Origin of the sequence: Fictibacillus solisalsi (genome assembly GCF_900103485.1) — a bacterium.
GTDB classification, from domain to species: domain Bacteria; phylum Bacillota; class Bacilli; order Bacillales; family Fictibacillaceae; genus Fictibacillus_C; species Fictibacillus_C solisalsi.
Genome location: NZ_FNHW01000001.1, coordinates 2,442,443 through 2,468,274 on the forward strand (window position 1 = coordinate 2,442,443; position 25,832 = coordinate 2,468,274).

The 25,832-nt window shown below is 42.8% G+C and carries 32 protein-coding genes; 12 read left to right on the forward strand and 20 right to left on the reverse strand.

Going from position 1 to position 25,832, the window contains the following annotated elements; all coding sequences use genetic code 11:
- Window positions 1-25: 25 nt before the first annotated feature.
- Window positions 26-1,114 (reverse strand): CotH kinase family protein, encoded by a 1,089-nt coding sequence (locus tag BLT53_RS12480; RefSeq protein ID WP_090235262.1) that lies wholly within the window; start codon window positions 1,112-1,114, stop codon window positions 26-28.
- Between the two features lie 208 nt (window positions 1,115-1,322).
- On the opposite strand from BLT53_RS12480, the gene BLT53_RS25070 reads away from it, so the two are divergent.
- The 3 genes from BLT53_RS25070 (at window position 1,323) to BLT53_RS12500 (ending at window position 3,689) form a co-directional block, all read left to right on the forward strand.
- Window positions 1,323-1,862 (forward strand): hypothetical protein, encoded by a 540-nt coding sequence (locus BLT53_RS25070; RefSeq protein WP_090235263.1) that lies wholly within the window; start codon window positions 1,323-1,325, stop codon window positions 1,860-1,862.
- Window positions 1,863-2,795 (forward strand): hypothetical protein, encoded by a 933-nt coding sequence (locus tag BLT53_RS25075; RefSeq protein ID WP_170834331.1) that lies wholly within the window; start codon window positions 1,863-1,865, stop codon window positions 2,793-2,795.
- Window positions 2,796-2,909: 114 nt separating this feature from the next.
- The gene (locus BLT53_RS12500) at window positions 2,910-3,689 is read left to right on the forward strand and encodes an ion channel (RefSeq protein ID WP_090235266.1); all 780 of its coding nucleotides are present in this window, start codon (window positions 2,910-2,912) and stop codon (window positions 3,687-3,689) included.
- Window positions 3,690-3,699: 10 nt separating this feature from the next.
- Here BLT53_RS12500 and BLT53_RS12505 read toward each other — a convergent pair whose 3' ends face one another.
- The 3 genes from BLT53_RS12505 to BLT53_RS12515 all read right to left on the reverse strand — a co-directional run bounded on the left by BLT53_RS12505 (window position 3,700) and on the right by BLT53_RS12515 (window position 6,871).
- Entirely contained in the window at window positions 3,700-4,107 is a 408-nt protein-coding gene (locus tag BLT53_RS12505) for a YugN-like family protein (RefSeq protein WP_090235268.1), read from the reverse strand.
- A 112-nt stretch (window positions 4,108-4,219) separates the two neighbouring features.
- Complete coding sequence (locus BLT53_RS12510; protein ID WP_090235269.1) at window positions 4,220-5,569, reverse strand: glucose-6-phosphate isomerase; 1,350 nt, start codon at window positions 5,567-5,569, stop codon at window positions 4,220-4,222.
- Window positions 5,570-5,707: 138 nt separating this feature from the next.
- Entirely contained in the window at window positions 5,708-6,871 is a 1,164-nt protein-coding gene (locus tag BLT53_RS12515; RefSeq protein ID WP_090235270.1) for an iron-containing alcohol dehydrogenase, read from the reverse strand.
- 239 nt (window positions 6,872-7,110) lie between these two features.
- On the opposite strand from BLT53_RS12515, the gene BLT53_RS12520 reads away from it, so the two are divergent.
- Complete coding sequence (locus tag BLT53_RS12520; RefSeq protein WP_061972296.1) at window positions 7,111-7,347, forward strand: DUF378 domain-containing protein; 237 nt, start codon at window positions 7,111-7,113, stop codon at window positions 7,345-7,347.
- Between the two features lie 49 nt (window positions 7,348-7,396).
- On the opposite strand, the gene yugI is transcribed toward BLT53_RS12520, so the two are convergent.
- The 4 genes from yugI to BLT53_RS12540 form a co-directional block, all read right to left on the reverse strand.
- Window positions 7,397-7,795 carry a S1 domain-containing post-transcriptional regulator GSP13 gene (gene yugI / locus BLT53_RS12525; RefSeq protein ID WP_090235272.1) on the reverse strand — a complete coding sequence of 133 codons (399 nt, stop codon included), beginning with the start codon at window positions 7,793-7,795 and terminating at the stop codon, window positions 7,397-7,399.
- A gap of 180 nt (window positions 7,796-7,975) precedes the next feature.
- Window positions 7,976-9,358, reverse strand: a complete 1,383-nt coding sequence (locus tag BLT53_RS12530) for a class II fumarate hydratase (protein ID WP_090235273.1) — start codon at window positions 9,356-9,358, stop codon at window positions 7,976-7,978.
- A 227-nt stretch (window positions 9,359-9,585) separates the two neighbouring features.
- Entirely contained in the window at window positions 9,586-9,855 is a 270-nt protein-coding gene (locus BLT53_RS12535) for a hypothetical protein (RefSeq protein ID WP_090235275.1), read from the reverse strand.
- Between the two features lie 111 nt (window positions 9,856-9,966).
- Window positions 9,967-10,131: a sporulation protein YjcZ gene (locus BLT53_RS12540; protein ID WP_090235277.1), complete on the reverse strand. Its 165-nt coding sequence runs from the start codon at window positions 10,129-10,131 to the stop codon at window positions 9,967-9,969.
- A 173-nt stretch (window positions 10,132-10,304) separates the two neighbouring features.
- Between BLT53_RS12540 and BLT53_RS12545 the strand changes: the two genes are divergently transcribed.
- Window positions 10,305-11,183, forward strand: coding sequence for an alpha/beta fold hydrolase (locus tag BLT53_RS12545; protein ID WP_090235278.1), 879 nt, complete (start codon window positions 10,305-10,307; stop codon window positions 11,181-11,183).
- A gap of 17 nt (window positions 11,184-11,200) precedes the next feature.
- Here BLT53_RS12545 and BLT53_RS12550 read toward each other — a convergent pair whose 3' ends face one another.
- From BLT53_RS12550 to kynU, 4 genes are all read right to left on the reverse strand, one after another.
- Window positions 11,201-12,337 (reverse strand): conserved virulence factor C family protein, encoded by a 1,137-nt coding sequence (locus BLT53_RS12550; RefSeq protein WP_090235280.1) that lies wholly within the window; start codon window positions 12,335-12,337, stop codon window positions 11,201-11,203.
- A gap of 12 nt (window positions 12,338-12,349) precedes the next feature.
- A complete protein-coding gene (locus BLT53_RS12555) occupies window positions 12,350-12,637 on the reverse strand; it encodes a hypothetical protein (protein ID WP_090235282.1) in 288 nt (95 codons plus the stop codon).
- A 140-nt stretch (window positions 12,638-12,777) separates the two neighbouring features.
- Window positions 12,778-13,398, reverse strand: coding sequence for an arylformamidase (kynB, locus tag BLT53_RS12560; protein WP_090235283.1), 621 nt, complete (start codon window positions 13,396-13,398; stop codon window positions 12,778-12,780).
- Window positions 13,398-14,663, reverse strand: a complete 1,266-nt coding sequence (kynU, locus tag BLT53_RS12565) for a kynureninase (RefSeq protein WP_090235285.1) — start codon at window positions 14,661-14,663, stop codon at window positions 13,398-13,400. The genes kynB and kynU overlap by 1 nt, the downstream gene beginning before the upstream one ends.
- A 286-nt stretch (window positions 14,664-14,949) precedes the next feature.
- Here kynU and BLT53_RS12570 point away from each other — a divergent pair, with 286 nt between their 5' ends.
- A complete protein-coding gene (locus BLT53_RS12570) occupies window positions 14,950-15,105 on the forward strand; it encodes an anti-repressor SinI family protein (protein WP_090235286.1) in 156 nt (51 codons plus the stop codon).
- Window positions 15,106-15,184: 79 nt separating this feature from the next.
- On the forward strand, window positions 15,185-15,511 hold the full coding sequence (locus tag BLT53_RS12575; protein WP_090235288.1) for a helix-turn-helix domain-containing protein: 327 nt from the start codon (window positions 15,185-15,187) through the stop codon (window positions 15,509-15,511).
- Window positions 15,512-15,537: 26 nt separating this feature from the next.
- Here the strand turns inward: BLT53_RS12575 and BLT53_RS12580 are convergent, their stop codons facing one another.
- The 5 genes from BLT53_RS12580 to BLT53_RS12600 all read right to left on the reverse strand — a co-directional run bounded on the left by BLT53_RS12580 (window position 15,538) and on the right by BLT53_RS12600 (window position 18,071).
- Window positions 15,538-15,771, reverse strand: coding sequence for a hypothetical protein (locus tag BLT53_RS12580; RefSeq protein WP_090235289.1), 234 nt, complete (start codon window positions 15,769-15,771; stop codon window positions 15,538-15,540).
- Window positions 15,758-16,099, reverse strand: coding sequence for a helix-turn-helix domain-containing protein (locus tag BLT53_RS12585; protein ID WP_090235290.1), 342 nt, complete (start codon window positions 16,097-16,099; stop codon window positions 15,758-15,760). Before BLT53_RS12585 ends, BLT53_RS12580 begins: the two co-directional genes overlap by 14 nt.
- A gap of 100 nt (window positions 16,100-16,199) precedes the next feature.
- Window positions 16,200-16,781 carry a CalY family protein gene (locus BLT53_RS12590; protein WP_090235292.1) on the reverse strand — a complete coding sequence of 194 codons (582 nt, stop codon included), beginning with the start codon at window positions 16,779-16,781 and terminating at the stop codon, window positions 16,200-16,202.
- A gap of 97 nt (window positions 16,782-16,878) precedes the next feature.
- Entirely contained in the window at window positions 16,879-17,436 is a 558-nt protein-coding gene (gene sipW / locus BLT53_RS12595) for a signal peptidase I SipW (RefSeq protein WP_090235293.1), read from the reverse strand.
- A 41-nt stretch (window positions 17,437-17,477) separates the two neighbouring features.
- Complete coding sequence (locus BLT53_RS12600) at window positions 17,478-18,071, reverse strand: hypothetical protein (RefSeq protein WP_090235294.1); 594 nt, start codon at window positions 18,069-18,071, stop codon at window positions 17,478-17,480.
- Between the two features lie 274 nt (window positions 18,072-18,345).
- On the opposite strand from BLT53_RS12600, the gene BLT53_RS12605 reads away from it, so the two are divergent.
- Window positions 18,346-19,509 carry a CapA family protein gene (locus BLT53_RS12605; RefSeq protein WP_244520404.1) on the forward strand — a complete coding sequence of 388 codons (1,164 nt, stop codon included), beginning with the start codon at window positions 18,346-18,348 and terminating at the stop codon, window positions 19,507-19,509.
- Between the two features lie 47 nt (window positions 19,510-19,556).
- Here the strand turns inward: BLT53_RS12605 and BLT53_RS25080 are convergent, their stop codons facing one another.
- The 3 genes from BLT53_RS25080 to BLT53_RS12610 form a co-directional block, all read right to left on the reverse strand.
- Entirely contained in the window at window positions 19,557-19,709 is a 153-nt protein-coding gene (locus BLT53_RS25080) for a hypothetical protein (protein WP_156412578.1), read from the reverse strand.
- A gap of 90 nt (window positions 19,710-19,799) precedes the next feature.
- Window positions 19,800-19,952, reverse strand: a complete 153-nt coding sequence (locus BLT53_RS25085; RefSeq protein ID WP_170834332.1) for a hypothetical protein — start codon at window positions 19,950-19,952, stop codon at window positions 19,800-19,802.
- 403 nt (window positions 19,953-20,355) lie between these two features.
- Window positions 20,356-20,952 (reverse strand): sulfite oxidase-like oxidoreductase, encoded by a 597-nt coding sequence (locus BLT53_RS12610; protein ID WP_090235296.1) that lies wholly within the window; start codon window positions 20,950-20,952, stop codon window positions 20,356-20,358.
- 116 nt (window positions 20,953-21,068) lie between these two features.
- On the opposite strand from BLT53_RS12610, the gene BLT53_RS12615 reads away from it, so the two are divergent.
- From BLT53_RS12615 to BLT53_RS12630, 4 genes are all read left to right on the forward strand, one after another.
- The gene (locus tag BLT53_RS12615; RefSeq protein ID WP_090235297.1) at window positions 21,069-21,662 is read left to right on the forward strand and encodes a biotin transporter BioY; all 594 of its coding nucleotides are present in this window, start codon (window positions 21,069-21,071) and stop codon (window positions 21,660-21,662) included.
- 354 nt (window positions 21,663-22,016) lie between these two features.
- Complete coding sequence (locus BLT53_RS12620; RefSeq protein WP_170834333.1) at window positions 22,017-22,670, forward strand: TetR/AcrR family transcriptional regulator; 654 nt, start codon at window positions 22,017-22,019, stop codon at window positions 22,668-22,670.
- Window positions 22,648-23,313 carry an MBL fold metallo-hydrolase gene (locus tag BLT53_RS12625; RefSeq protein WP_090235300.1) on the forward strand — a complete coding sequence of 222 codons (666 nt, stop codon included), beginning with the start codon at window positions 22,648-22,650 and terminating at the stop codon, window positions 23,311-23,313. Before BLT53_RS12620 ends, BLT53_RS12625 begins: the two co-directional genes overlap by 23 nt.
- A 523-nt stretch (window positions 23,314-23,836) precedes the next feature.
- On the forward strand, window positions 23,837-25,810 hold the full coding sequence (locus BLT53_RS12630) for a M6 family metalloprotease domain-containing protein (protein WP_244520405.1): 1,974 nt from the start codon (window positions 23,837-23,839) through the stop codon (window positions 25,808-25,810).
- Window positions 25,811-25,832 lie beyond the last annotated feature (22 nt).

Here is a 25,832-nt window from a genome sequence, read left to right on the forward strand (position 1 = left end):
TGAACAACATGTTCAGCAGGATTTTTTATTGAAGGCGATGAAGCCGTTTTTTTAAATATTTATTTCTTTTCTTAACGAAGGCAAGAATGTATTCTGGCTCCTGATCGAATTTGGACAGGGAGTAGTGCTTATACGGATCTTTAATGATATGAGGCCGTATGGACGCATAAAGTTTTTCAATTTTCCCTTCCATGGAGTCTATTGTGAGTGCTTCTTCAAGCAATTGTTCCATCACGCGTCTGTATTGTCTTCGATAATTCCCGTGAAGCAGCAGGCGTGCTGTCAACGTATTGTACCCTTCGATCGGTACATACTTGTTCTCCATCACATCTCCGTGAATATCCCTTCCCCATGTGGCATCATAATCCCATGGCATGATTTCAAACTGGCCGGTCTTCCCATTTCTGTAAAGTGAATAGTTGTGAATAAACCCATCAAAATTTTGTGTACAGACCGCACCGCCAAGCCATCGAAAATAACTTTCCAGATTCAGCAGAGATTCAATTTTTGATGGAAATTCTTTATCCGTAGAAGTCAGCACGCAATTCAGCAGCTTTCTTAAGTGATGAAAAGAATGTTCGGGATCATACTTAATTTCATATCCTGATGTGACTGACCGTTTCGCTTTCCCGGTTGTAGGATTGTACTTTGAGAAATTGGCATTTTCTGAAATAGCATAATAGATACTGCCATCAGGGAGCCCTCTTTTTTTCAAAAATAGCTGGTCGACGGATTCCAATTGAAGATAAACACCTTGATATAAGCCATTGATGTACAATGTGACATGGTTTGCTTCCGGCGACAATACGCCAATATCGCGAAAAAAGTCCATGGACAGCTTATTCCTCATTAAGGAAGGATCATTGTACTCGGCATTCATATGAACCCTTTTAGCTCCTGTAAACATCCTCGAAGATGGAAAAACAAAATCATATGATTTTTTGGGAAACTTGCGGATGTGTGCTCCTCTGTATTTTACAGTGGTTTCATACGATTGATTTTCGGTTTTTAATGTACCTTTAACTGGTTGGCTGGCCCACCTTCCCTTTTCTATTGTCTTGGCCCCTTTAATGGGGACAGAGAGACGATACTCAGGCAACATACCTTTAGACATGATTCTTCAATCTCTCCTTAGGTTGATACTTATCTCTATGTTAAAAGGAAGGTAAGCGCCACAAATCAATGCTAAAAAGGGCCTCCTTTCTGTGACGTTTATCCAAGCAGAACGTAAAAACTTACGTACATTATATGTGAAAAGAAATAATACTCCGTTCTTTTCACATATTAGAGTATTGGAGGTCTACTCATGAGCGTATGGCATAATGATCCACGTGAAGAAAGCTCAAGCTCAAGCTCAAGTTCCTGCTCCAGCTCGAGCTCAAGTTCTAGTTCCTGCTCCTGCTCGAGCTCAAGCTCAAGAAGAAGCAGACGTTCCAGCAAGAGATCTGGAAAACGTTCCAGCAAAAGATCTAGCAAACGTTCCAGCAGAAGATCTGGAAAACGTTCTGGCAAAAGATCTGGAAAACGTTCTGGCAAACGTTCTGGTCGTTCCAGTCGCTCTGGACGTACTGGAAGAAGATCCAGCAGTTCCAGCAGTTCCAGCAGTTCAAGTTCGAGCTCAAGAAGAAGAAGAAGAAGAAGAAGAACCAGAAGAACACGCCACTCCCGCAGATCGAGCTAATCAGTTAATAGAGTACTCTTTTACAGATAGAGCTCAAGCTCTATCTGTTTTTATGTCGATTAGGCAAGCGTTGTTTTTCATGGAAAAAGGCGCTTGTACCAGCGCCGAACGATGGTTGTCTACATATATTTTTACTATGCAACAACAAAATCGAATCTACGGTTCTGAAAGGAGAACATGAATGTCTGATTTTCATATCAACTCAATGGTTGGCAAAAGGATTAATGTCAATAAAGGAGGTCCCGAAGCCAAAGCTGGACAACTGCTTCATTCAGGCTATAACTATATGGTTGTTGGAACGGATGAGGGAGTCGTCTATTATGCGGCACGTCACTTAAAAAGTGTCGGAGAAGACCTTCAAAGCGACAACAACGGTGAGAAAAGTGGAACTGGGGAATTTTATGACTATCTTACACCGAGCTGTTTTTCCGCCATTATGGACAACATGATTGGCCAAAATGTAAAGGTTAATCGCGGTGGCCCCGAATCCAGACAAGGAGTCCTTCTGTTAAGCACATATGATTATATTGCGCTAGCCACGGAGAAGGAAGGTGTCGTTTACTACAAGACCGATCATGTGAAAAGTGTAAGCGTTATTCAGGAACAGAAAGAAAACGAGGCAAATACGGATGAATCTGAAAGTGGAAGCCGAACCGGACGCGGTTCTGGTCGGGGGACGGGACGTGGCACCGGCAGAAACGAAAGTCCAGTGAAGGGACGCGGTACCGGCAAAGGTACTCGTCGTGGTAGTAGTCGTGGTAGTAGTCGCGGTACCGGTAAAGGCACTGGTCACGGTACTGGCAAAGGTACTGGTCGCGGTACTGGCAAAGGCACTGGTCGCGGTACTGGTGGATGCACCACTGAACGCATGACAGGCAGAACAACCGGCCATGGTCCAGCCGCTGCCGCAATGGATGTAACGTATTATCGGGAATATGGGTTCAACAGTTTATTTGACCGTCTGGCAATGAGAAAGGTTAAAATCAACCGTGGAGGCCCGGATGCCATCGAGGGTGTCCTAACTGAATGTGCCAATGGCTATGTTGTAGTCCTTGCGGACAATGTAATTCACCGCATCCTGACTAAACATGTTAAAAGCATTAGTGCATTGTAATTTTACAGTTAACGCAAAAAGAAGCTGCTCTTGTCCGAACAGCTTCTTTTTTGCTGGTTTTACTCCGTAAATTTCCGGGCATAATGGTAAATAAATTGCCCAAGGATGTGCACTATGAAATTTGAGGAGTTTATTTTTTCATATCTTCGTCTGCCTATGCTCATTCGGCTTTTCAGCATTATAGGCTCACTTATGATCTTGTTTGGCATACTTATTCATTTGATGGAGCCAGGCAGTTTCCCTACTATATTTGAAGGCATTTATTGGGCAGTAATGACTGCTGCAACCGTTGGGTTTGGCGACTTTGTTCCCAAAAGCTCTTACGGGCGTTTTGTGGCCATTATTTTGGTTTTTATTGGAGGTTCCTTTATTGCCTTTTTTACTGTCAATGCAGCCTCAGCTGTCATTCAGGTTCAAAATAAGTACAGAGAGGGGAAACTGATGTTTAAAGGAAGCGGACACCTTATCATTGTGGGATGGAACGAACGGGCCAAAACCACCATTCTCACCCTGCAGAAGGAACAGACCGGACAAAAAATCATTCTTGTAGATGCCTCTCTTAAACAGAATCCCTTGAATGATGAAGGTGTGCTTTTCATAAAAGGAGATCCTGCAGCAGATGACACCTGGCAAAAAGCCAATCTGACCGAAGCCAAAACCGTGCTGTTGACAGCGGATCAAAACCTAAAGGAATCGGAGGCAGACATGCACACCATTTTATCGATCATTACCATAAAGGGCATTTATCCTTCAATCCCAGTCGTGGCTGAAATTTTGACCTCCGAGCAGTTGAATAACAGTTTAAGGGCGGGAGCAAATGAACTGATCAAAACCACTTCCTTGGCAGGTGAAACAATGGCTCAAATCTGTCACCGTTCATTGCAAAAGGAGTAAGGATTTCCCCTTACTCCTGCAACAACTGGCTCTCGGCTTTTTCCACTAGCGTTTTTCCAATGCTAATCCATTTATCGTCAATGGGGGCATCAGGGTCCCTCGGTTCCGCGAACTGATTAAAACTCCCTTCAACAGCCCCCACGTTGGCATGATCATCGAGTCCGATTTTGTATTTATGCGTTAACAGGAAAGGCTCTCCAACCGTCACTAAAGAACCTTGCTGGTCAATCTCCTTTTCATAAGCTGTAAAAGGAACTCTTACAAACGTATATCCTGCCTCATCGTCAAGTTTATAATCAAAATACCCATGATTATAATCCCAGTTTCCTCCGATGGTAAATCCCAGCTCTTTCAGCTTATCCTCGAGCTCATTAAATGCAAATATCTCATTTTCAAGCTTGCTTTCCAAAGGAATCATGGCTTCGCTCCTTTTCTTTGGTTTTATTTTATGCTTATCATCCCCAAAAGAAAAAAAATAAGCCCTGAAAGGAATGAAAAAAGATGACCCCCATCGAGGTCATCTCACAGAATTATAAACGTTTTTCCAGTTCTTCTTTTTCCTTTTCAAAACCTGGTTTGCCAAGCAGTGCAAACATATTTTTCTTATATGCTTCAACTCCCGGCTGGTCGAATGGATTTACTCCAAGAAGGTATCCGCTGACCGCGCATGCTTTTTCAAAGAAATACACCAGATAGCCAAAATGATATGGCGTTAATTCAGGAATGTTAACCACCAGGTTAGGAACGCCGCCATCGGTATGAGCAAGAAGTGTGCCTTGGAATGCTTTTTTATTTACAAAGTCCATGGTTTGTCCAGCCAGGAAATTCAGCTTGTCGAGGTTTTGCTCGTCCTCTTCAATCGTGATTTCCTCGCGTGCATTCTCCACATTTAGCACGGTTTCAAAAAGGTCGCGTCTTCCTTCTTGAACATACTGACCCATGGAGTGAAGATCAGTTGAAAAGTCAACGGACGCTGGATAAATACCTTTATTGTCCTTACCCTCACTTTCACCGTACAATTGCTTCCACCATTCGGATACATAGTGAAGACTTGGCTCGTAGTTCACCATTAACTCGATGGTTTTTCCTTTATTGTACAACGCGTTTCGCGCTGCAGCATACTGGTATGCTTCGTTTTCAGCAAGTTCCGGAGAAGAATACGCCTTGCTCGCATCTGCTGCACCGCTCATCATTTCTTCAATATTCACGCCGCTAACCGCGATTGGAAGAAGTCCTACTGCGGTCAGGACGGAGTAACGTCCTCCTACATCATCAGGAATAACAAAGCTTTCATAGCCTTCTTCATCCGCCAGGGTTTTCAATGCACCTTTCGCACGGTCGGTTGTCGCATAAATGCGTTTGCGGGCTTCTTCTTTTCCATACTTCTCTTCTAGCAGCTTGCGGAAAATACGGAACGCAATAGCCGGTTCGGTTGTTGTTCCTGATTTTGAAATGACGTTTACCGAAACATCTTTGCCTTCAATCAATTGAAGCAAGTCCTTCATATACGTAGAAGAAATATTTTGCCCTGCAAAGATAACCTGTGGAGCTTTGCGTTCTTCTTTGGAAAGCATGTTAGAGAAGGAATGGTTCAACATTTCAATCGCTGCCCGTGCCCCCAGATAAGAACCGCCAATACCAATGACGATCAATACATCGGAATCATTTTTAATTTTCTCTGCGCTTTTTTGAATGCGGGCAAATTCTTCTTTGTCGTATTCGGTCGGAAGATCCACCCATCCTAAAAAGTCACTGCCTGCGCCTGTTTTATTATGGATTTGTTCGTGTGCGGCTTTAACCAATGCTGACAAATTCGTTACTTCATGGTCTCCTAAAAAAGGTAAAGCTTTGCTGTAATCAAAACGTAGTTTGCTGGCCAATGTACACGCCTCCGTTTTTTGTAGTAGTCTTCTTTACTTTACAGAACGAAAAAGTACAATTCAAGAAAACCGTTAGGAAACGGTTCTCCTGATTTGTTTTGAAAAATAAAGCCGGTCATCTGTTACTTTCCCTATCCTTTATAGGGACATGCGTAAAATTTCAAGCACATCTTCTTTATTTAATTTTTTAAAGTTTCCAAACTCGCCATTGGCCATTGCTTTATCAGCAATAAGGTCAAGCTTCGAGTCATCAATATCATAATCCGCAAGACGGTTCGGAGCACCAATGGAAGTCCAGAATGCAGACAGCTTATCAATTCCTTCAAGAGCGACTTCACGGTCTGATTTACCTTCAGCGTCCACATTGAACACTCGAACAGCCAGCTGCTTTAAGCGGGCAGGATTTTCGTCCAGAACATGTCTAAGCAGATTAGGAAACAAAATAGCCAATCCTCCGGCATGAGGAATATCATATACAGCAGAAACGGCATGCTCAAGATTATGGGTAGCCCAGTCACCCTGTACACCCATTGCGATCGTTCCGTTCAATGCCATTGTTCCGTTATAAAGGATCGTTTCGCGAAGATCATAGTTCTCAAGATCTTCCACCATTTTTGGTGCTGTTTCAATTACCGTTCTCAAAATGGATTCAGCAAAACGGTCCTGAAGAAGCGCATTCTCTGTATGGTTGAGATACGTTTCAAGTACGTGGGACATCATATCAACCATGCCATAAATGGTATGGTCTTTTGGCACAGTAAAAGTGTTTACTGGATCAAGAATTGAAAACCGAGGGAAAACAAGCGGGCTTCCCCAGCCATACTTTTCATTGGTTTCCCAATTGGTAATAACCGATCCGGAGTTCATTTCAGAACCTGTTGCAGCAAGTGTCAGTACGGTTCCAAATGGGATAGCTTCTTTTGGTGTACTTTTTTTCGTGACGAAATCCCAAACGTCGCCGTCGTATTTGGCCCCCGCCGCAATAGCCTTGGTACAGTCAATAACACTTCCGCCACCAACGGCCAAAATGAAATCAATATTATTTTCCTTGCAGATTTCCACACCTTTTTTAACGGTGGTTAATCGTGGGTTAGGCTCGACTCCGGAAAGTTCATGAACCTCAGCTCCCATTTTTTCCAGTTCACTTGTTACCTGATCATACAGGCCGCTTCTCTTAATGCTTCCACCGCCGTAAACAAGCAATACCTTTTTGCCATACGGCTCCATTTCATTGGAGAGCTGGCTGAGTTGTCCCTTCCCGAACACTAATCGAGTTGGGTTATAGTACGTAAATGAATTCATAATTTTACCTCCCAGTGATCCAATACTTCGTTAGTATTATCCATCATGCCGATTTTAAAAGTAAAGAAATTGGCTTGAATCCAATATAATGTGTACAAATATTAAACAAGATACTAAACAAAGGTTACATACAAGTGGAAAATGGGTTTATTCTTCTCGTCTATGTGGAAATGTATAAATGTAACAAAAAGAAGTCATCCTATTACTGCAATTAATTTCATTTTTAAGGAGGTAATACCATGAATGGATTACAACGTACTGCATTAGCTTTGGTCATTATCGGTGCAATCAACTGGGGTCTTATTGGTTTCTTCCAATTCGATCTCGTGGCGGCCATTTTCGGCGGCCAGGATGCAGCACTTTCCCGAATCGTTTATGGATTGGTTGGACTTTCCGGATTATATTGCCTGACTCTTCTTTTCAAACCCTCTCATGAAGTTGAACGTGAAGACCGCGTTGAAACCAATCGCGTATAATACACCGCTACAAAAAAAAGCTCTTCCCAAGAGGAAGAGCTTTTTTTATTTATTTCTTAAGACGTTTGTTAAGTTGAGCTTGACGGTCTGTAGATTCTTTCAACCATTCTTTAAGCTTAGCTTCAAGTGTGTTGAAGCCTTTGGAAGAATCTTGAGCCGCTTGCTTCTTAGGTGCCGGACGACGGTCTTTTTTAGGAGCTTGAGCTGGCGCTTCCTGAGTTTGACGAATGGAAAGAGAAATCTTTTTGGAATCTTCGTCAACAGAAAGGATTTTTACCTGTACGATATCCCCCACTTTTAATACGTCGTTAATATCTTTAACAAAGCTATGAGAAACCTCAGAGATATGAACCAATCCCTGAACTTCGTCGTTTAAAGCGACGAAAGCACCAAACGGTTTAATTCCAGTTACTTTACCTTCAACGATGCTACCTACTTCAAAATTCATGAAAACACTCCTAACTATTTTTTAACCTATTAAGTATAACACACACGGGGAATAAAAGAAAATGAATGTAACAAAGATAAAACCTATTGATCCTGACCAATTTCAAGCAAATAGGGCATAAGTTTGAGTTTCACCTCATTCCCATACCCATATTTGGCGTTATTGGAAACTTTTTTCTCGTTAAACCAACCGTTCAGGATTTAGCAATGTTTCTGCCTCTTCTTTAGTAACATATCCTTTTTCTATGGCAATTTCCTTGACCGTCTTACCTGAGCTGAAGCTTTCTTTCGCCACTTCAGCAGCTTTTTCATAGCCTGTTTTTGGATTCAGTGCAGTCGCGATGGCCAGACTCTGCTCCATTAATTCTTTAATCCGGTCTTCATTGGCTTCCAAGTCCTTAAGGCAGCGCTCCGTGAAGGTCCTCATCCCTGAAGAAAGAATTGTAATGGAATGAAGGAGGTTGAGACCAATCACCGGCATCATGACATTGATCTCCAACTGGCTCCCAATTCCCGCGGTTGTCACACACGTATCATTGCCAATAACCTGAGCACAAATCATATATAAATTTTCAAGAATGACCGGATTCACCTTTCCTGGCATGATCGAAGAACCAGGCTGTACCGCTGGCAACAAGATTTCTGCAATGCCCGTTCTCGGTCCGGAACTCAGCAATCGCAAGTCCGAGGTAATTTTAATAAGATGGATGGCCAATTCCTTTAAATGTCCGCTGACCTGGATCGCTGCGCCATTATTTTGCATGAAACGGAAGCGGTCGGTTGGCTGTGCAAACGGAAGACCGGTACGCTTTGCCACCTCATTAATTGCCTTTTCACTATACTCGGGATGCGCATTGATACCTGTGCCGACTGCGTTTCCTCCCAGGCCAATTTCAAACAGAAAGGGTTCACTTTGCTTAAGCGCATCTTGCACTTTTTTAAGACTTTCCGCGTAACCGCCAAACGACTGGCCAAGCCTCATCGGAACGGCATCCTGTAGATGAGTCCGGCCGGATCGGATGATGTCATGAAATTCCTCTTGTTTTTTTCGGAGAACTGCAATGGTTTCTTCAAGAGCAGGATACAGGTTTGCATACAGTTCCTGTGCAGTACTGATGTTGATGGCCACATGAATCGTATCATTCGTGGATTGTGCCATGTTCACATGGTCATTAGGATGGACGTTGCTCCAATCCCCTTTTTCACCGCCAAGAAGCTCGGATGCACGGCTTGCAATAACTTCGTTCGCATTCATGTTCTGCGAAGTACCTGCTCCTGCCTGATAAGCATCTACCACAAATTGATCGACAAACTTACCTTCCATCACTTCCTCCGCTGCCTGAATAATAGCGTTGGCTTTCTTCTCATCCAGTTCCCCGCAGTCCCGGTTTGCGGCGGCTGCACTCGCTTTAATGATCGCTTGTGCTTTTACAAAAGCAAAAGGAAGCCGTTGCCCGCTGATCGGGAAGTTTTCCACAGCCCGCTGGGTTTGAGCCCCATAATATGCCTCTTTTGGCACCTGAACTTCACCTAGCGTATCTTTCGCTGTTCTGTATTCCGTCATAAATGCATCTCCTTTCATCACTTTACGGATAGTCCGCATATCGTCATTTTCTGTATTCCCTCTTTTTTCCCCTTTTATGGTTTATCTTTTCAGAGCCTGTCCATACTGATAAGGCAGCATTCAATATCCCCTTTTTCTTCGCAGGTATGCCACCACATACCTGCTTTTTTTATCCAAAAATCTGTTTTTATTCCACCAAAAAAAGCCTCTATGCAAGAGACTTAAGGCTAGCTTGATTCAATAGATGCCAGGTTATCCCTTTCCTTATGTAAAGAGATGACCACAGCTGGAGATTTTTTTATTTTTCGGTGTTCTGTCCGGAATCCGGCCTTTTTCTGTTTCAAGTAGGTCGCTTTTGAAATGGGACGGGGGCGGGACCACGAAATAGACTCAGGATTTCTCCAGGAATCATGGGTAATCAGCTCGGTTTTGTAATAATAACAATTGCCGCTTAAGTATTCTTCACATATATATATTACGGTATGTTTGCTATGCATTCGCCGATCGCTCCATTTTTTTGATACATTATCCCCTTTTTCGCCAGCTTTATTCATGGAAAGGGCCTGAAGCCCGAAACTTCAAGCCCTAACTTCAAGCCCTTCACATCCTTATCTAAAGAACCACCATAGACCTCCAAAGATAAGGAGAAGTATAAATATGATAATCAATACGGCCCAAACCCAGCCGAAACCATATCCGCCGCCACCACCGGCTACGCCATAGCCATAACCATAGCCATAGTATGGAAAACCGCCACCATAAGGATATGCCATATTACAAACCTCCTTCATCTGATACGTCCTCACATTAATAAAATATGTTAGAGCGGGGTAAAGAGGAAGAGAGGCAAATGCGGATTTTGTGCCTGTTCAAGGAAATTATTTCTTTCGTAAAGAAAAAAGGATGGGGCAAAGTAAATAAGACGAAAAGATGATGGAGGAATGCAATGGAAACGAAAAAAACGCCGCTGCTTACTCCGGCATTTCGGAAAAGGATCGGCGATGTTACGATTCATTATGAAGATTTTCATCAACCAAATTCTGATGCACAGGTTCTGATCCTGATTCATGGATTTTTGTCTTCGACCATCAGTTTTCGCCAGCTCATCCCCTATTTGACTGATCAGTACCATGTGGTGGCCATCGATCTCCCGGGATTTGGCAAAAGTGAAAAATCAAAGCAATTTACGTATTCACTGGCGAACTATGGAAAGCTGGTATTGTCGTTCATTAAGGAAATGGGCTGGTCCAATGTGGTGCTCGTTGGCCACTCGATGGGAGGCCAGGTAGCTTTGCACGCCTCCCGCCAGGACGGTAAACTCATTGATAAGCTCATTCTTATTGGCTGCTGCGGTTATATTAAGCGGGCCGGCACTCCCATTATTTGCTGCTCTTATCTTCCTTTCTTTTCTTGGGGATTGAAGCAATGGGTATTGAAAAAGGATATCAGGAATGATCTTAGCGGCGTCCTTCATAATATGAACCTGGTGACAGATGAACTCATTAAAGATTACAGGGAACAATTTTTGGAGAAAGGGTTCTTCGACAGTTTAATCCGTCTGCTTCGGCACCGTGAGGGAGATTTAAAACCCTTCGAACTCAATTCCATAATGCATCCCATTTTGCTGATACATGGAGATGACGACCGGGTAATACCACTTTCGACAGGGAAACGGCTAAATAGTGATTTGAAAAATTCCAGGCTAATCGTATACAAGGATACCGGACACTTAATTATGGAAGAAAAACCAGAAGAACTGGCACAGGATATAAAAAACTTCCTTTCACAACCTGACAAAAAAGAAGCGATCCAGACTCCGGTCTAAGATCGCTTCTTAATCGTTTATTGATTTTCTCTGCTTCTCATCATCTGCTGCCAGACAGAACCGGCCGCCTCTTCTCCACTTTGGATTCGCTCAAGCGCAATTTTAGCCTGCAGCCGAACCTCAAATTCAGGGTCATCCTCTGCCACTTTAAGAGCCGGAACAGCGGTTTCATCTCCTGCTTCAAACAGGAATCGTGCCGCCCGCCATCGAACCAGTTTATTTTTATCCTCCAATGCTTCACACATGGCAGGAATTGCTTTTGGATTTCCCAGGTCTGACAGACAGTCTCCTGCAGTTCGTCTTACAGCAACATTCTTGTCTTTTAATCCTGCATATAACAGCGGAAGAACAGCTTCATCTTCAATCATGCCAAGATATACGACGGCCAGCCGGCGTATGGAAGGCTTTGGATCCTTAAGCGCCTGTTTCAGTACCATAATATCGTCTACTGTTGGATTCATGCGTTCAAGAGCCGCATACCGTGTTTGCCAGTCTTCATCTCGCATTTTTTCTGCTACTTCAGTGGAGGTTACGGTCTCCTCTGGCGCTTTTTTCCCTTCCTCGCTGATAAACGCCTGCTTCACAAGTTTCTGTACCCGTTCTTCATCATATGCAGCTGAAATCTCATCGACAACTTCCTGACCGATTTGCTCAAAAGTTCCATAACGGACACCCTGTTCTTCCCACTTTCGCTCCATGACCAGGTTGTCTGATGCTTTTTGTGCTTCGAGAGCAGCCTTCATGAACCGTTCAGGCAAACCGGCACGGCGCTCTTCCTTGTCTGTTTTTAATTTAACCTGCATCGGCAATCCTCGGAACATTTGAATCAACACGGTAATTTCGAGATACTCATCGTCCTTTTTCTCTTCAGCGTTATTCTGTTCAGCTGTTGATTCTGAATCTCCAAATACTTCCCTTACGCCTGCGAGTACATCCTCCCAATCGGCACGCGGATGGCGGTCGAGGGCGATAAAGTCTGCCACATGATATACACTTTTAACCCCTTCTACCTGAAAAATTTCTTTAATGTAATCAGGTGCGCCCTCCAGGTTATCCTTTGTATAGTTGTACCTTTCGTTTCCCGGCAGGCTTTCATCCATATTTATTTTCATGGAGTTTGGACTTGGCGTTGGTTCAATGCCTTTAATTCTCATGCTATCACTCCCTCAAATCAATTTCTGTTCGGTAATAAAATCCAGCATTTTCTTCTTTTCGGTATCCGTGAATTTATACTCACTGTCTACCCCTTCATCATGGACAATAAAATCATGTACCTCGCCATCCTGATCAAACACAACCAGTGCGCTTGGATCAATCAGATCAGCCGGCAGATTCGTGTCTTTTGAAAACTCGAAGTTCAGATACACATTGATCCAGTGTCCTCTTTGCATGACTTCAGGAAAAAATGCAGTAAAATTCGCTTCGAAGTAATTTTGAAACCCATACTTGTACATCGTGTTCCCCCGTATGACATTTTGCTCACCTCTCATTATAAACAATCCATGTTCAGGAAACAAAGATGGCGGGTTGGGAACCTTTTCATAAAAAAAAGACACCGGCGCATCAGAAACAATGCACCAATGTCCAGGTTGATTTACCGGCTTAATACCGCACGTACCGGGCTGCCGTCCCCTTCTTTTAAGGGAAGAGGCAGCGCCATGAGATGGTATTTTCCAGGCTCGATATCGTCGAGCACAAGCCCTTCAAGGATATGAATTCCTTTGCCATGAAGCGCATGGTGAGCAGGCAGCTCTTTGCTGTCAAGGGGATCCACTGAAGGCACGTCAACTCCAATCAGACGAACTCCCTTTTCAAATAAATAAGGGGCAAGGGATTCATGGAGACAGGCGATCCTTACCGGAAACACGCTTCGATCCTTCCATGAATTGGTTTTAAGCAGCACCCTCTGAGTACCGTCAAGACGTTCGCTTTCCAAATCTTCCGGCCTTACACAGTCTCTCCCGCTGACGTCAACAACGAGCGCTGTTCCCGCGTATAAATCAAGATCTAATTCCAACACCCGTTCTCCTTGGCTGTCAAAGTGAAAGGGGGCATCAATATGTGTGCCTGTATGGGTACTCATTGTAATTTGGCCAACGTTTACAGAACCTGATTCTTCTTTCGTCCATGTCAATTCATAGGCAAATAGCGTATCACCAGGCCAGATAGGAACAGTTGAACTTAACGGCATGGAAACATCGATCAGTTTTCCCATTATGCAATCACCTCTCTTACATTGGGGAATTTCTCATACTGCTTTTCACTCATGATTTTCTTCAAACGTGCGATTGTATCATGCACATCTTGGAATGAAGTATAAAGAGGAACCGGCGCCAGCCGAATCACGTTCGGCGCCCGGAAATCTGGTACAACTTGATTTTCCTTTAATGCTTTGCAGATTCTTGCTGCTTCAGGGTGTTCAAGACATACATGTCCTCCGCGGCGTACATCTTCTCTTGGATTGCCAATGTGAAAGCCAAAAGAAGATAGCTCCGATTCGATCAATTCCATCATAAACCGGGTAAGCTGAAGAGATTTTTTCCTTAAGCGATCCATTCCTGCTTCTGCAAAAAGTTCCAATGATCCAATTAGTGGTGCTGTGCTCAATACATGAGGTGTTCCCATTTGGTATGCGCCCGCCGAATCTGACGGCACAAATTCATGAGACATATCAAACTGCTTCTCTTTATTTGAACCAAACCAGCCGGCAAGACCGGGGGCTGTTTTAAAATGTTTGCGGTTTACATAGAGTCCGGCAACACTGCCCGGTCCTCCGTTTAAATATTTGTAATTGCACCAAAAAGCGAAGTCCACCTCCCAATGGGACAGTCCATGAGGAACGGCTCCAATGGAATGACATAAATCAAAGCCAATCAAAATTCCCCTTTTGTGTGCTTCTGCTGTCAGTTGCTGGATATCGAGTAGTTGTCCGCTACGGTAGAGTACAGAAGGAAGCACAATGAGGGCTATCTCCTCTGTCATCGCTGAGATAATATCCTCTTCCTCTATGAGTCTGCCATCCCGGCTTTTTACGGATATCAGATGATCAGCGGGACTTAAACTTTTTAGCTGGAGCTGGCTTTTTAGCGCATAAATGTCCGATGGAAATGTCAGTTCATCGGCCAGAATTTTGGTTTTGGTGCCAGCAGGCTGAAAAAAGGTAGATACAAGCTGGTGAAGGTTTCCGGTCGTTGACCCGGTAACAATTACTTCATCGTTATGGGCACCAATAAGCGGTGCCATTTTTCCTCCCAGTTCTTCGCTAAGTGTAAACCAGGGATGTTTACCAGCCATCCAGCCATCAATACCATATTCCTTCCAGTCGTTTAAAACCTCTGCAAGCGCCTTCTCTGCATTTTTCGATAGTACCCCTAATGAGTTGCCGTCCATATACAAGACACCTTTTTTGACATAAAATTCTTCTTTAAAGTGCTTGAGCTCATCTTTTCCGTCCATTTCAGTCGAATATGCCTGTTTCATTGGTTATGCGCCCCTTTTTTTATTTCTCCTTCTATCTTAAACAATTAAATGCCTCCACTCAATGCAATCGCTTTCCGTTTAAATGTTACAATTATGTAACAGTCAAATTACGACATAATTTCTGAGGAAACCCATTTATAATAAAAACTATGAAAAACGAACTACTATTTGGAGAAAAATGTATAATATGCATAGTTTCTTTCACTACGTAAAAATGACAAGTTTGTTTACCATTGAGAACGCTGGGAACTGACGATAATGAAGAAAGCAGAAAGAGGAGGAAATTATGATGACAAGTAAAGATTACTTGGACCAAGAGTGGATTAATTTGATCCTGCAAGCTAAAAAAATGGGATTAAGTATTGAAGAAATCCGTTTATACCTGCGAAAGACCTATATCACTCCTCCTGCGAAATCTTACATAAAAGCGACGTCCTTGTGATGCCGCTTTCCTTCTATTTACATGATGCTGGCCTTAATTTATAATATAATTAAATTCGTAGTAAAAAAGAGGGATAATAGTGATTGGTGAACTTGTAAAAAAGTACCGAAAAGAAAAAGGCCTTTCTTTATCAGCATTAGCAGAACGAGCAGGTATCGCCAAGTCCTATCTCAGCTCTCTGGAACGAAATATTCAAACCAATCCATCTGTGCAATTGTTGGAAAAATTATCAGCAGTACTCGATATTCCAGTAGAGAAGCTTTTGAATGAAAAATCAGAAGTCAATGAGAATGAACTTGATTATGAATGGGCGGAACTTGTAAAAGAAGCCATGGATTCAGGAGTCAGCAAGGATCAGTTTAAAGAGTTCCTTGAGTTCAATAAATGGAGAAATAATCAAAGTTAAGCCGACATTAGTACATGTCGGCTTGTTTAAATAGATACATCAATAATGGGGACAAATTCTTTATATTCATAGTGTTTATAATAAGCGGGTGCCATTTTTTTCTCTTGTTGATAAAGTTTCTGCCTGACATAATCAAAGGGGGCTATTCCTTTATAAACGTTATTGAGGTAGATTTCACAAACATTTGCCCCTTTGTATACAATCTCTACTGTATTTCCCTGTAGCCAACTCAGGTAAATTCCATCTTCAAACCGAATCATCTGTCATACCCCTCGTTTTGATTTTCCAGCTTTCATAAGCCAAAAACTCTCTGATTTCCTCACGATCAATCCCAATTTCCTTCGCTTGCACGATTAGCTCTACCCAACCATGATCAAGGGTATATTCATTATTATTCACTAATTTTTCCACCGGTACCTCCAAGGCTCTGGCAACCTTCATAATCATTTGCGCAGATGGATTTGTTTTATGGTTTTCAATACTGCTGACATACCCTTTGGATACGCCGGAGCGTTCTGCTAACTTAGTGATGCTCCATCCCTTTTTTTGCCGCATGCGTTTGATTTGTTTTCCGATGAAATTTTCCAAGTCTTTGACTTCCTTTGCTGAAACTCTAAAAAGCTGCTAGCCTTTACCTCTGGTTGTAAAAAGGAAAGGTGAGAATAAATTCCCACCTTTGCCTCAATCCTTACTTGGCTTCTCCAGCACCTTGTTGTGCATTGAACGTCCATTTCAAAGATAAAGAATCTCCCTGGAACTGATTTTGGTCTTCTCCATTATCCACAAATGTGAACATTACAAGCATTTCATCGCTAGTTCCTGCTTTAAGACCCTTCTTCTCACCCATCCATCCTTTAGCTACTGCATCCGGGTTTTTCATATCTTTAAGATCAGCCAACGTCGTGCTGTAAATCACATCGTTATCTTTGTCAGAGTTGTAAAGGAAATCAACCTGGATGTGTTTTCCAAAGTCATCCGAGTTATTTTTATTCGCATCAGTTACTGTGTAGTCAGTATCCAAAAGGACTTTCTTAATATCAAGAGTTCCATCATTCTTAAGGTCGAATGAACGGAGGATATAATCTCCCGGCTTTAGATTTGAAAGGTCAACAATGGTTGATGGATCTGTATTGATATCCAGTGTACCTGCTGCAAATGTGCTGGAAGCCTCTGCAGAATCACTGAAATATGCATATGTACCTCCACCGATTAAAGACAGTCCTAATGCTGCTGATGCTACACCCAGTCCTAATTTCTTTTTCAAACTCATTTCTAATCCTCCCTCTCCCATGTAATGGGATATCACATTTTATATATTGAACCTGCAAAGATAATCAGTGCAGTGAACAATCGGTCAGTGTTTCATGTTAGAGAGTACTTTCTTTTTTTGAGATTTCGATTTCCCGGAGGGCTCTCCAAATCGTGATGGCAGAATAGATGAGCAGCAGGATTCCTGGGACGATCATAAGTAACATAGTTCCTTTTTTGGATTGGGCAAATTCCATTCCATACCCGATATAAGGGATGGTAAAGCCGTTATACTGGGCAACAACATTGGCTGACAGAACCGGTTCTGGGTCCGGCGCGTTGTTGTTGTCACCCTTTGTGATATATCTGACGTTATCACCCTTGCCCTCCACCTTATAAATGCGGTGGGTAATCAATTTATTTTCAGAAGCCTTAAAGGTGATGACATCCCCTTTTTGAAAACGGGTCATGTCTCCACCAGGCTTTACTGCAATGATTGAACCGGTTTGAATACCAGGCTCCATGGAACCGGATAAGACGGTTTTCAGCTGGTACCCGTTGAAGGCGGGTTCTCCACCGGAAGCTTTCGATGAAATAACGACGAACAACATAAATAGCAAGGTAATAAAAAGGACACCTGTAATCAGATTACTGATCCATTTTCTTAGGGCTGCCATCAGCTGCACCACTCCTTATTAAAGGAATAAAGGCGGGATAATTAGGGTTTCTCCGTCCCTTCACTCCCTGTTGATTGGTCTTGCTTCACTTCTTCCTGCTTTTGCTCTTTAGCCTGGACAGATTGGCTGGAATCGGCATGATCAGTCGTTTCGTCTGTTTTTTTATCCGGTTGATCTTCTGGTGTTTTTTCTGGTTTCGGTTCTGGAGTAGTTTTGGAAGCTGGCTTCGTTTCTATTTTGGTTTCCTGTTGCTTCTGTGTTGGGGCTACCGGTTTGGCCGGTTGCTTTTTGTCAGCCTGATCCTTTTTTTCTGCTGGTTTTTCTTGCTTGCTTTTCACTTCCTGTTTTTTGTCTTTACTGTCCTCTTTCTTATCAGCTGGTTCACCGTCTTTGTCACAGGAGGCTTTTTTGTCACTTTGAGAAGAAGATTTTTGCTGCTCTTTCTCTGTGACACATTCGGCAGAGTCCATCACTTTTGCTGTGATTGTCCCGATAACTACTTCCCTATCATTGAAGGAAGCGTTCGTAGGCGAATACAAATGGATAAAGGTAAAAACGATACTATAACAAATGATTGACAGTTTTATAGTCAACTGCAAAAACCAACTGCTGTATGGAGAACGTTTGATGTTCATCTTCCTCCTTACAAACAAAATGTTTAATCTTCCGTTCTCTACTAAGAACAACATTCTTCCATAGTATGGCATGTTTTATTGAGAGAAGAAAACGTTAATTTACGGATATATGTTCTTTTTAACAGACATAATTTCCATTTTTCTCTATTTATCGCGATTTATCGCAATCTTTCGTAATATCCATAACTAATTTTGTTCATTTTATAGAACAACCAGTAAAATTATTCTTGAAATTCAAACAAAATCCCCTACTATGTAGGTAGGGGGACAATTAATGATGAAAAAAACAGTAATTTATGCAGGAATTGCCATGATCATTTTGCTGGCCATTTTTTTTCCGTTTTATGCAAATAAAACGGAAGCGCCTTCAGAAAATGAAAAAGAACAAACAAGCGGCCATAAAACAAACGACAATAACCAAAAGGTTCCCGCACCGCCAGAGAAGCCAAAAACCATTACTCATGAGGCCACCCTTGGAGCAGTCGGTGATATACTGATTCACGACCGGGTTTACAATAAAGCCAAAACAAAGAACGGTCCGTATGATTTTAATCCGATGCTAAAAGAGGTTAAGCCTTATTTGGAGAAACCCGACATAACCGTAGCCAATCAGGAAACAATGATCGGCGGGGAAGAAATCGGGTTATCTTCTTATCCTTCCTTTAATTCACCCCAGGAAGTAGGTGATGCGTTGAAGGAAAATGGCGTGGATTTGGTGACCTTGGCAAACAATCACACTCTTGACCGAGGGGAAAAAGCCATCCTTAGTGCCATTGAGCACTGGAACAAAATTGACATGCCTTATACCGGGGCATATAAATCCGCAGAAGATCAAAAAACCATTCGAACCTTAAAGCGCAATGACATTACGTTTTCATTCTTGAGCTTTACCTTTGGCACAAATGGAATTCCTGTACCCAAGGATGAACCCTATCTTGTCAATTTGATTGATGAGACTAAAATAAAAGAAGGAATCCAACAGGCGGAAAAGATATCTGATGTAGTCGTGCTGAGTCTGCACTTTGGTAATGAATACGAACGGATGCCCAATGAGGAACAAAAGAAGCTAACCCGTATGGCCGCAAATGCCGGGGCGGATATTATCATCGGCCATCACCCTCATGTCCTGCAGCCTGTTACCTGGATTAAGAAAAAGAACGGAGAGCGCGCCTTTGTCGCTTATTCTCTTGGCAACTTCTTTTCGGGACAAACCGGTCCCTATAAAAATATCGGGGGCATGATGGAGATTCAGGTAAAAAAGACAGTAACAGGGAAAAAGAAAAAGATTACGTTGGAGAAGCCATCCTTTTTGCCAACATGGGTTGACCGCTCCTGGCATGTGCATCCGATGGAGCAAGTTCCTTCACAGCAACAGAAATACAAAGAAATCAAAAAACATATGAACCAATATGTACCCGAATTGCAATTTTCGTTTTAATACCAAGAAAAAAAGGAGGTCCCGACACATGTGCCGGGACCTCCTTTTTATGCCTCACCTTTTGATTTCGGACTTTGGGTATCACGTGTTGGCAGATCATCCACAAACTTATCATCAGAGAATTCGATGTCTGTCATACTTTCCGTCGGGGTGTGATTATTCTTTGCAGCGGCGTCCTTGGACTGTTTCCGTTTAGCCATAATTTTATTTCCTCCTCATTGATCTTGTTTATAGTGTGTGAAAAAAGTGTCTATCTGATTCCAAAAGAAAAAGCATTCCGGTTTGGAATGCTAATCGCCAATGGCTTTACTGACACAATGGTCGCAAATGGATATTTCTTTTTCTTCCCAGCTCGAAAGCTCATTGTTGCATACCATGCAGTACTCTGACTGGGCCTTAAGATGATCGGCCGTATGGTTTTCTTCATTATTCACAAAATCCACGGAACCCGCCTCCTTCTCTCCTAGTATATTCTAAAAAGAAGACTGCTTATTCTTTACTATTGTTAGATATTTCTGACAAAAATCCTTCTTTCTTTTTTTACTTAATTTTTGTTTTCACCATCATTCTTTGAAAGCGTTTTCTTTAAATGAATTATAAAGATTTCTTCCTCTTTAAACAAGAAAGAAGATTATAGGTTTTTGGTTGATATTTTTAAGTTCGAATTCCTTCCTTCTTCTTCTTCAGCTCATTCAGCTCCTGACGGAATTAACCAACGACACGATCGAGATAACTGGAAGCAGTATTACAAGAAACATACAATTGTTTCTTAACCCTTTCCAACTGGTCGAAATTGGTTTATATAGATATTGATCCACAGGGACTTTCCATTTTTTAATTTACCGTCTAGTCCCAGCTAAAGCGTTCTTCTTTCCATGGATCTCCATACATATGATATCCGTTTTTCTCCCAGAAACCGGGTGCTTCCAAAGGCAGAAACTCAATTCCACGGAGCCATTTGGCACTTTTCCAAAAATACAGATGCGGAACAACCGCCCTCAGAGGATATCCATGTTCCGGTGTCAGGGATTCGCCATTATGTGTATGGGCGAGGAGACTGCTTTCCTTTAAGAAATCTTCTAGTGGGAGATTCGTCGTCCAACCCTCTTCGGCATGCAATAGAACGTATTTAGCAGATGGATGGATTCGTACATCTTTTACTACATCCTTAACTGCTACACCTTCCCAAACATTATCAAGCTTTGACCAGCCGGTGACACAATGGATATCATTCTGTACAGTGGCTCTTGGCAAGGCAAGAAGTTCATCGTATGTGAAGGTCGTTGGATTCTCCACCATACCATAAATTTTTAAATTCCAGTCTGTCAGGTCCGGATAGCAGGGAACATTACCGACATGAAGCACCGGCCATTTCGTTGTGACATTTTGATTTGGCGGTATCCGGTCATTATCTTTTTTAACTTTAGGTTTTCCAAAAAACATGTTCGTTCCTCCATCGGATTTTATTTGTCAACTTAACATAAAAATTAAGTTGACAATAGATGTACCCCTGAATTACCATCAGGATAGATCAATTATTTACTTTTGGGGTGAACAATATGAAATTTAAAGCGAGCGATTTAACCCTTGCAGCCATGTTTGCGGCATTAATGGCCGTGGGTGCAAACATTACTTCCTGGATTCCTGCACTGGCTTTCGGATCGGTGCCGATTACGCTGCAAACCTTCTTTTGTATCCTAGCAGGGCTTCTCCTCGGCAGCCGTCTGGGTGCCGTTTCAATGATTGTCTACATGCTGGTCGGACTCGCGGGTGCTCCTGTGTTTGCCAAGTTTTCAGGCGGCATATCCACCATCTTCAGTCCGTCATTCGGCTTTATTTTATCATATATTGTCGCAGCTTATGTTGCTGGAATGGTGCTTGAAAAAGCAAAGAAGCCTGGCTTTCCTGTTTTCCTAGCTGCCTCATTTATCGGCTTGATTGTTAACTATGCTGTTGGAACGACCCTCCTATATCTTGCACTCACCAACTGGGCAGCAATTGAAGGAGTAACCTACCTTGGAACATGGAAAGGAATGCTGATTTTTCTCCCGAAGGATATCCTTCTGACGGCTGTTACGGCGGTTATTTCCCCACGAATCTATAACGCTGTCTCAAAAAATAGAAAAAGCCGGTACAATCACAACGCAGCTTAACAAAGAAGAGGCAAACCCTTTTGAATTAGGGTTTACCTCTTTTTTTTATGCTATAACACCATTGCGGCAATAATTTTAAAAACAATTAACGGAAAATCACAGGGCAGGAATGTTGGTATACAGACTGCAATAACTACAGAATTCACCATACCTTCCTCCTGATGTTCATCACAGCTATACTTTATCTAGATAAATCACTAATGTGCTAAACCTATAACAAATTAACATGAACAGCAAAGGCTGTCAATGTAAACAAGAAGAAGTTTGTCGAACGCAAACATATTGACTTAAAAATAAAATTTGGATTATATTATAACCAGTGGTTAGTAACCAATGGTTAGGGATGTGATCAACTTGAAGTCTAAGCAGGAACGATCAGAAGAAACAAAGAAAAATATTCTAAACGCGGCCAAGAAGCTTTTTATGACCTACGGCTATGAAAGTGTCACCATACGGCAAATTGCCAAAGAAGCAGGGTGCTCACACACGGCCATCTACCTTTATTACAAAGATAAAGAATCCCTGCTGCATCATTTGGTCATGCCGCTTTTACAACTGCTATCCCAGCAGATGAAAAACATCATCCAGTTAAATGAGATGGATGATTGGACTAAATTAAAAAGATTGTGTTCCTCCTTTATCACTTTTTGTCTTCATCATAAGAGCATGTACTCAACCTTCATGACAGCAAGTGCCTCGAGAGTGGATGAAGAAGACCCAAGACTGCAGATCAATAACGTGAGAATTGAAATATTCCAACTTTTAATGCAGACATTGGAGAATGCTCTTGGGCTTTCAGACCCAAGACAATCGCTTGCCTTTGCCCGCGTTCTTTTTTATAACCTGCATGGGGTTATCAGTACCTATATCGATAATAAGGAACCGCTGGAAGATCTGACTGAACGCCTTTCTTCAACATTTGATTTGAGTGTGGAGGCTATGCTTCTGGGTCTTAGGGAAATAAAGAAACAAGGAGGAAAAAAGGATGAAAGTCGAACAAATTTCTGAGCATATTTGGAGTTTACAAACGTGGATGCTTATTCCTGTTCATATATGGGTGGTAAAAGACGGATCCGGAGTTACTCTCGTTGATGCAGGAATTCCATTAATGGCAAAGGGTATTTTAAAAACGGTCCAGGATTTGAATGCGGGCTCCTTAGAGCGGATTGTGCTTACACACGGCCATTCCGATCATACCGGTGCCATCAACAAAGTTAGACAAAACTATTCTGTCCCCGTGTTTGCCCATTCGATTGAGATCCCCTATCTGGAAGGAAAACTTCCCTATCCGCGTCGAAAAAAAGCAGCGGAAACCGTTGTACCCGGATTGACACAAGCGTTAGTATCCAATAATCAGGGTGATTTATCCTCGATTGGCGGACTAAAGCCGTATCTCACTCCAGGACACTCTCCTGGTCATGTTGTCTATTACCATGAAAAAGATCAGGTTTTACTGGCCGGAGATTTGTTCACATCGAAAAATGGAAAGCTGAAAAAGCCCATGCCGATGTTTACGGCCAACATGGAAGAAGCATTGCAAAGCGCCGAAATTGTCAGCCAGCTGAATCCAAAACGGCTGGAGGTATGCCACGGCAACAGTGTGCTTAATCCAAGAGAGCAAATGGAAGCCTATCGAAAGAGTATTCAATAGTGGAGAAGATCAAATAAACCAGCCTTATTTGGCTGGTTTCCTCTTTTTCTATTGAAAGCAGGCTCTCCTGCTTTACTGCCCAGTTTGGAACATATACTGGCGATAATTGAAGATGTGGTGACCAAAATCAATTTTACTGGCCAGATAGCTCCCCCCCCCCCGATTAAAAGATATACCTAAAAATAGCGACGATGGAAAACACAATAATCAAAATCGGTATAAGGAGAATGATCCCCCACAGAATTTGCGCTCCGATGGATTTTTTTTCGTTCATAATAAACCCCTTTACAGTAAAACAATTTGTTTTTATTTTAAAGGGAATCGTTCCTCTTGTCTAATGAATTTCTTTCTCCCCTTTTGCTTCGCCCAGGCCATTAAGCCTATAAACAACGCCCGCATACACAGTAAGAGAGGTAAAATTTTCCTATTCTTTCGACAATTGATAGTTTATTCAGGAATACAGCATCCAAATATGGTATTTTTTGAATAATCAAATAAATTATAGAAAGAGGTTTCTGTGCCTATGGTGAGAAAAAAGTCCTTTGTTTTTCCCCTCTCGTTTCTCCTGCTAATGTCTGTTTCTGCCCCTGCCTATGCGGATCAGCCTGGATTAAAAACGTTCCCTGAACCCGTGGACAAGGAGTCTTGGAAGCTCCCCCGTGACATGACCTGGAATGATTATCGCCCTGTACCCGGAATAGACTGGAGAAATTCAGATATCAAACCGGAAAGGGTACTGAAAGGGGCATTAATCATCGTTGACTTTCCAGATCGTGAATTTATGCTGAGTCAGCCTGAAGGCTCTGAAATTGCTGGTAATCCCATCAAAACAGGAAATATACCACGTGATAAAATGGGACAATTTTGGCTCGATTTTCTAAACAAGCCTCAAGCGCTGAATAACTACAGAACAATCAATGAATATTGGAGAGAAAACTCCTTTGGTAAATGGGCTGTGGACCTCGATGCTTTTGGTACATACCGCATGGATTTCAATGAATTTCAATATGGACTGAACGAATTTAACCAAATGCAAAATATGCCTCCAGGTTTTTCAGGCAAAAATCTTCGCTCTGAAGCCATCCAGAAAGCACAGGCAGACATCGATGCTTCTGGTGAAAAGTACGATTTTAAGTTTGTGGTTCACGCCGGCTATGACGAATCTGGAGTATGGCAGGAGCTTGGCGAAATGATGTTCCAGAATCCAGAAAGCGTGACAGATGCTTTCGGCCCGCCTGATCCTGCTATGCCAAATTCTGCGGTCACCCGCTATGTGCCATGGACGTCCTGGTATGCGGCGAAAGGCATCTGGTCGAGCGCAGGAGGCGGAACGTCCATACAGGGGGAAAATGACGGCATGGGGACGTTCGCCCATGAATTCGGTCATATCATGGCCCTTGGCGACAATTATAACAACCCATATGGAAAGCCGGTATCCCGCTCGTATTCCGGTCCATGGGAACTGATGAGCCGTGGAAGCTTCAACGGCCCGGGAGGCCCTCACACCCGCTGGATGGTTCCCGGAACTCTTGGTGCCTCGGCTCCTTCCCACCACATGCTCAGAAACAAAATTAAACAAGGATTTTTATCCGAAAATCAGTACTTGAACATTGATCGTGATGAACTTGCGCAGACAGGTCCTGCTTTTGCAAATATATTAGCCCGCGAAGTGCCAAGCGGAAAGGAATTCAGCAGGCAGGGCCTGTATGGCATCAACATTAAAATGGAAGATTTAACGCCACCTAATTCGCTAGAGGATGACTGGCGTGCGGATATGCAGCGGGGAGCCAAATGGTATAACAATTACACGCTCGAAGTCGTTGACCGTGTCGGCTATGACTCCTTTGTGCCAGACTCCGGTGTGTTGCTTGCCAAAACAAAAAATACAGAAGCGGCCCCGAATATCTGGGTGGTTGATTCCCACAAGGAGGACATTAATCAAACCGACTTTAAACGGCCAGACGGATCAACGGCCATGCTGTCCAAAGGAGATTTCCAGCAGCTTGCCGACTCCCTTTTTAAAGCCGGAACAGGTGACGGGGTCGTCAGTGAGTATGAAGATTCCTATAACCGGCTGCATTTTTACATCCTGAAAAAGAAAACCGATGATCAGGGCGCGCTCACCTACCGTGTGGCTGTCAGAAATCTGGATGGTGCAGGACCGTATGCACGGGGTGTCAAAGCCCAAAGAGGTTCTTATCAGTTTGCCGCTCCTGGGCGGGTTGCAGAATACAAGTATGTTGTAACCAACACAGGGGAAGCAAAAGACTTGATTCGTCTTCATGCCAAAACAGAAGCAGGATGGGAGGTTCAGTTACAAAACAATGTCATAGAATTAGCGCCTGGAAAAAGCGCCCAGATTCCTGTTTATGTTAAAATCCCAGACGGAAAAGACAACCCAAAACCGACAAGACTTACCTTTACAAGCACATCAGAGACTGACCAACACCAAAGCTCCACGGTTGTCCAGACCGTTGGGCCGGGAAATAAAAAATAACAAAAAAAGGGTCCTTCATGAA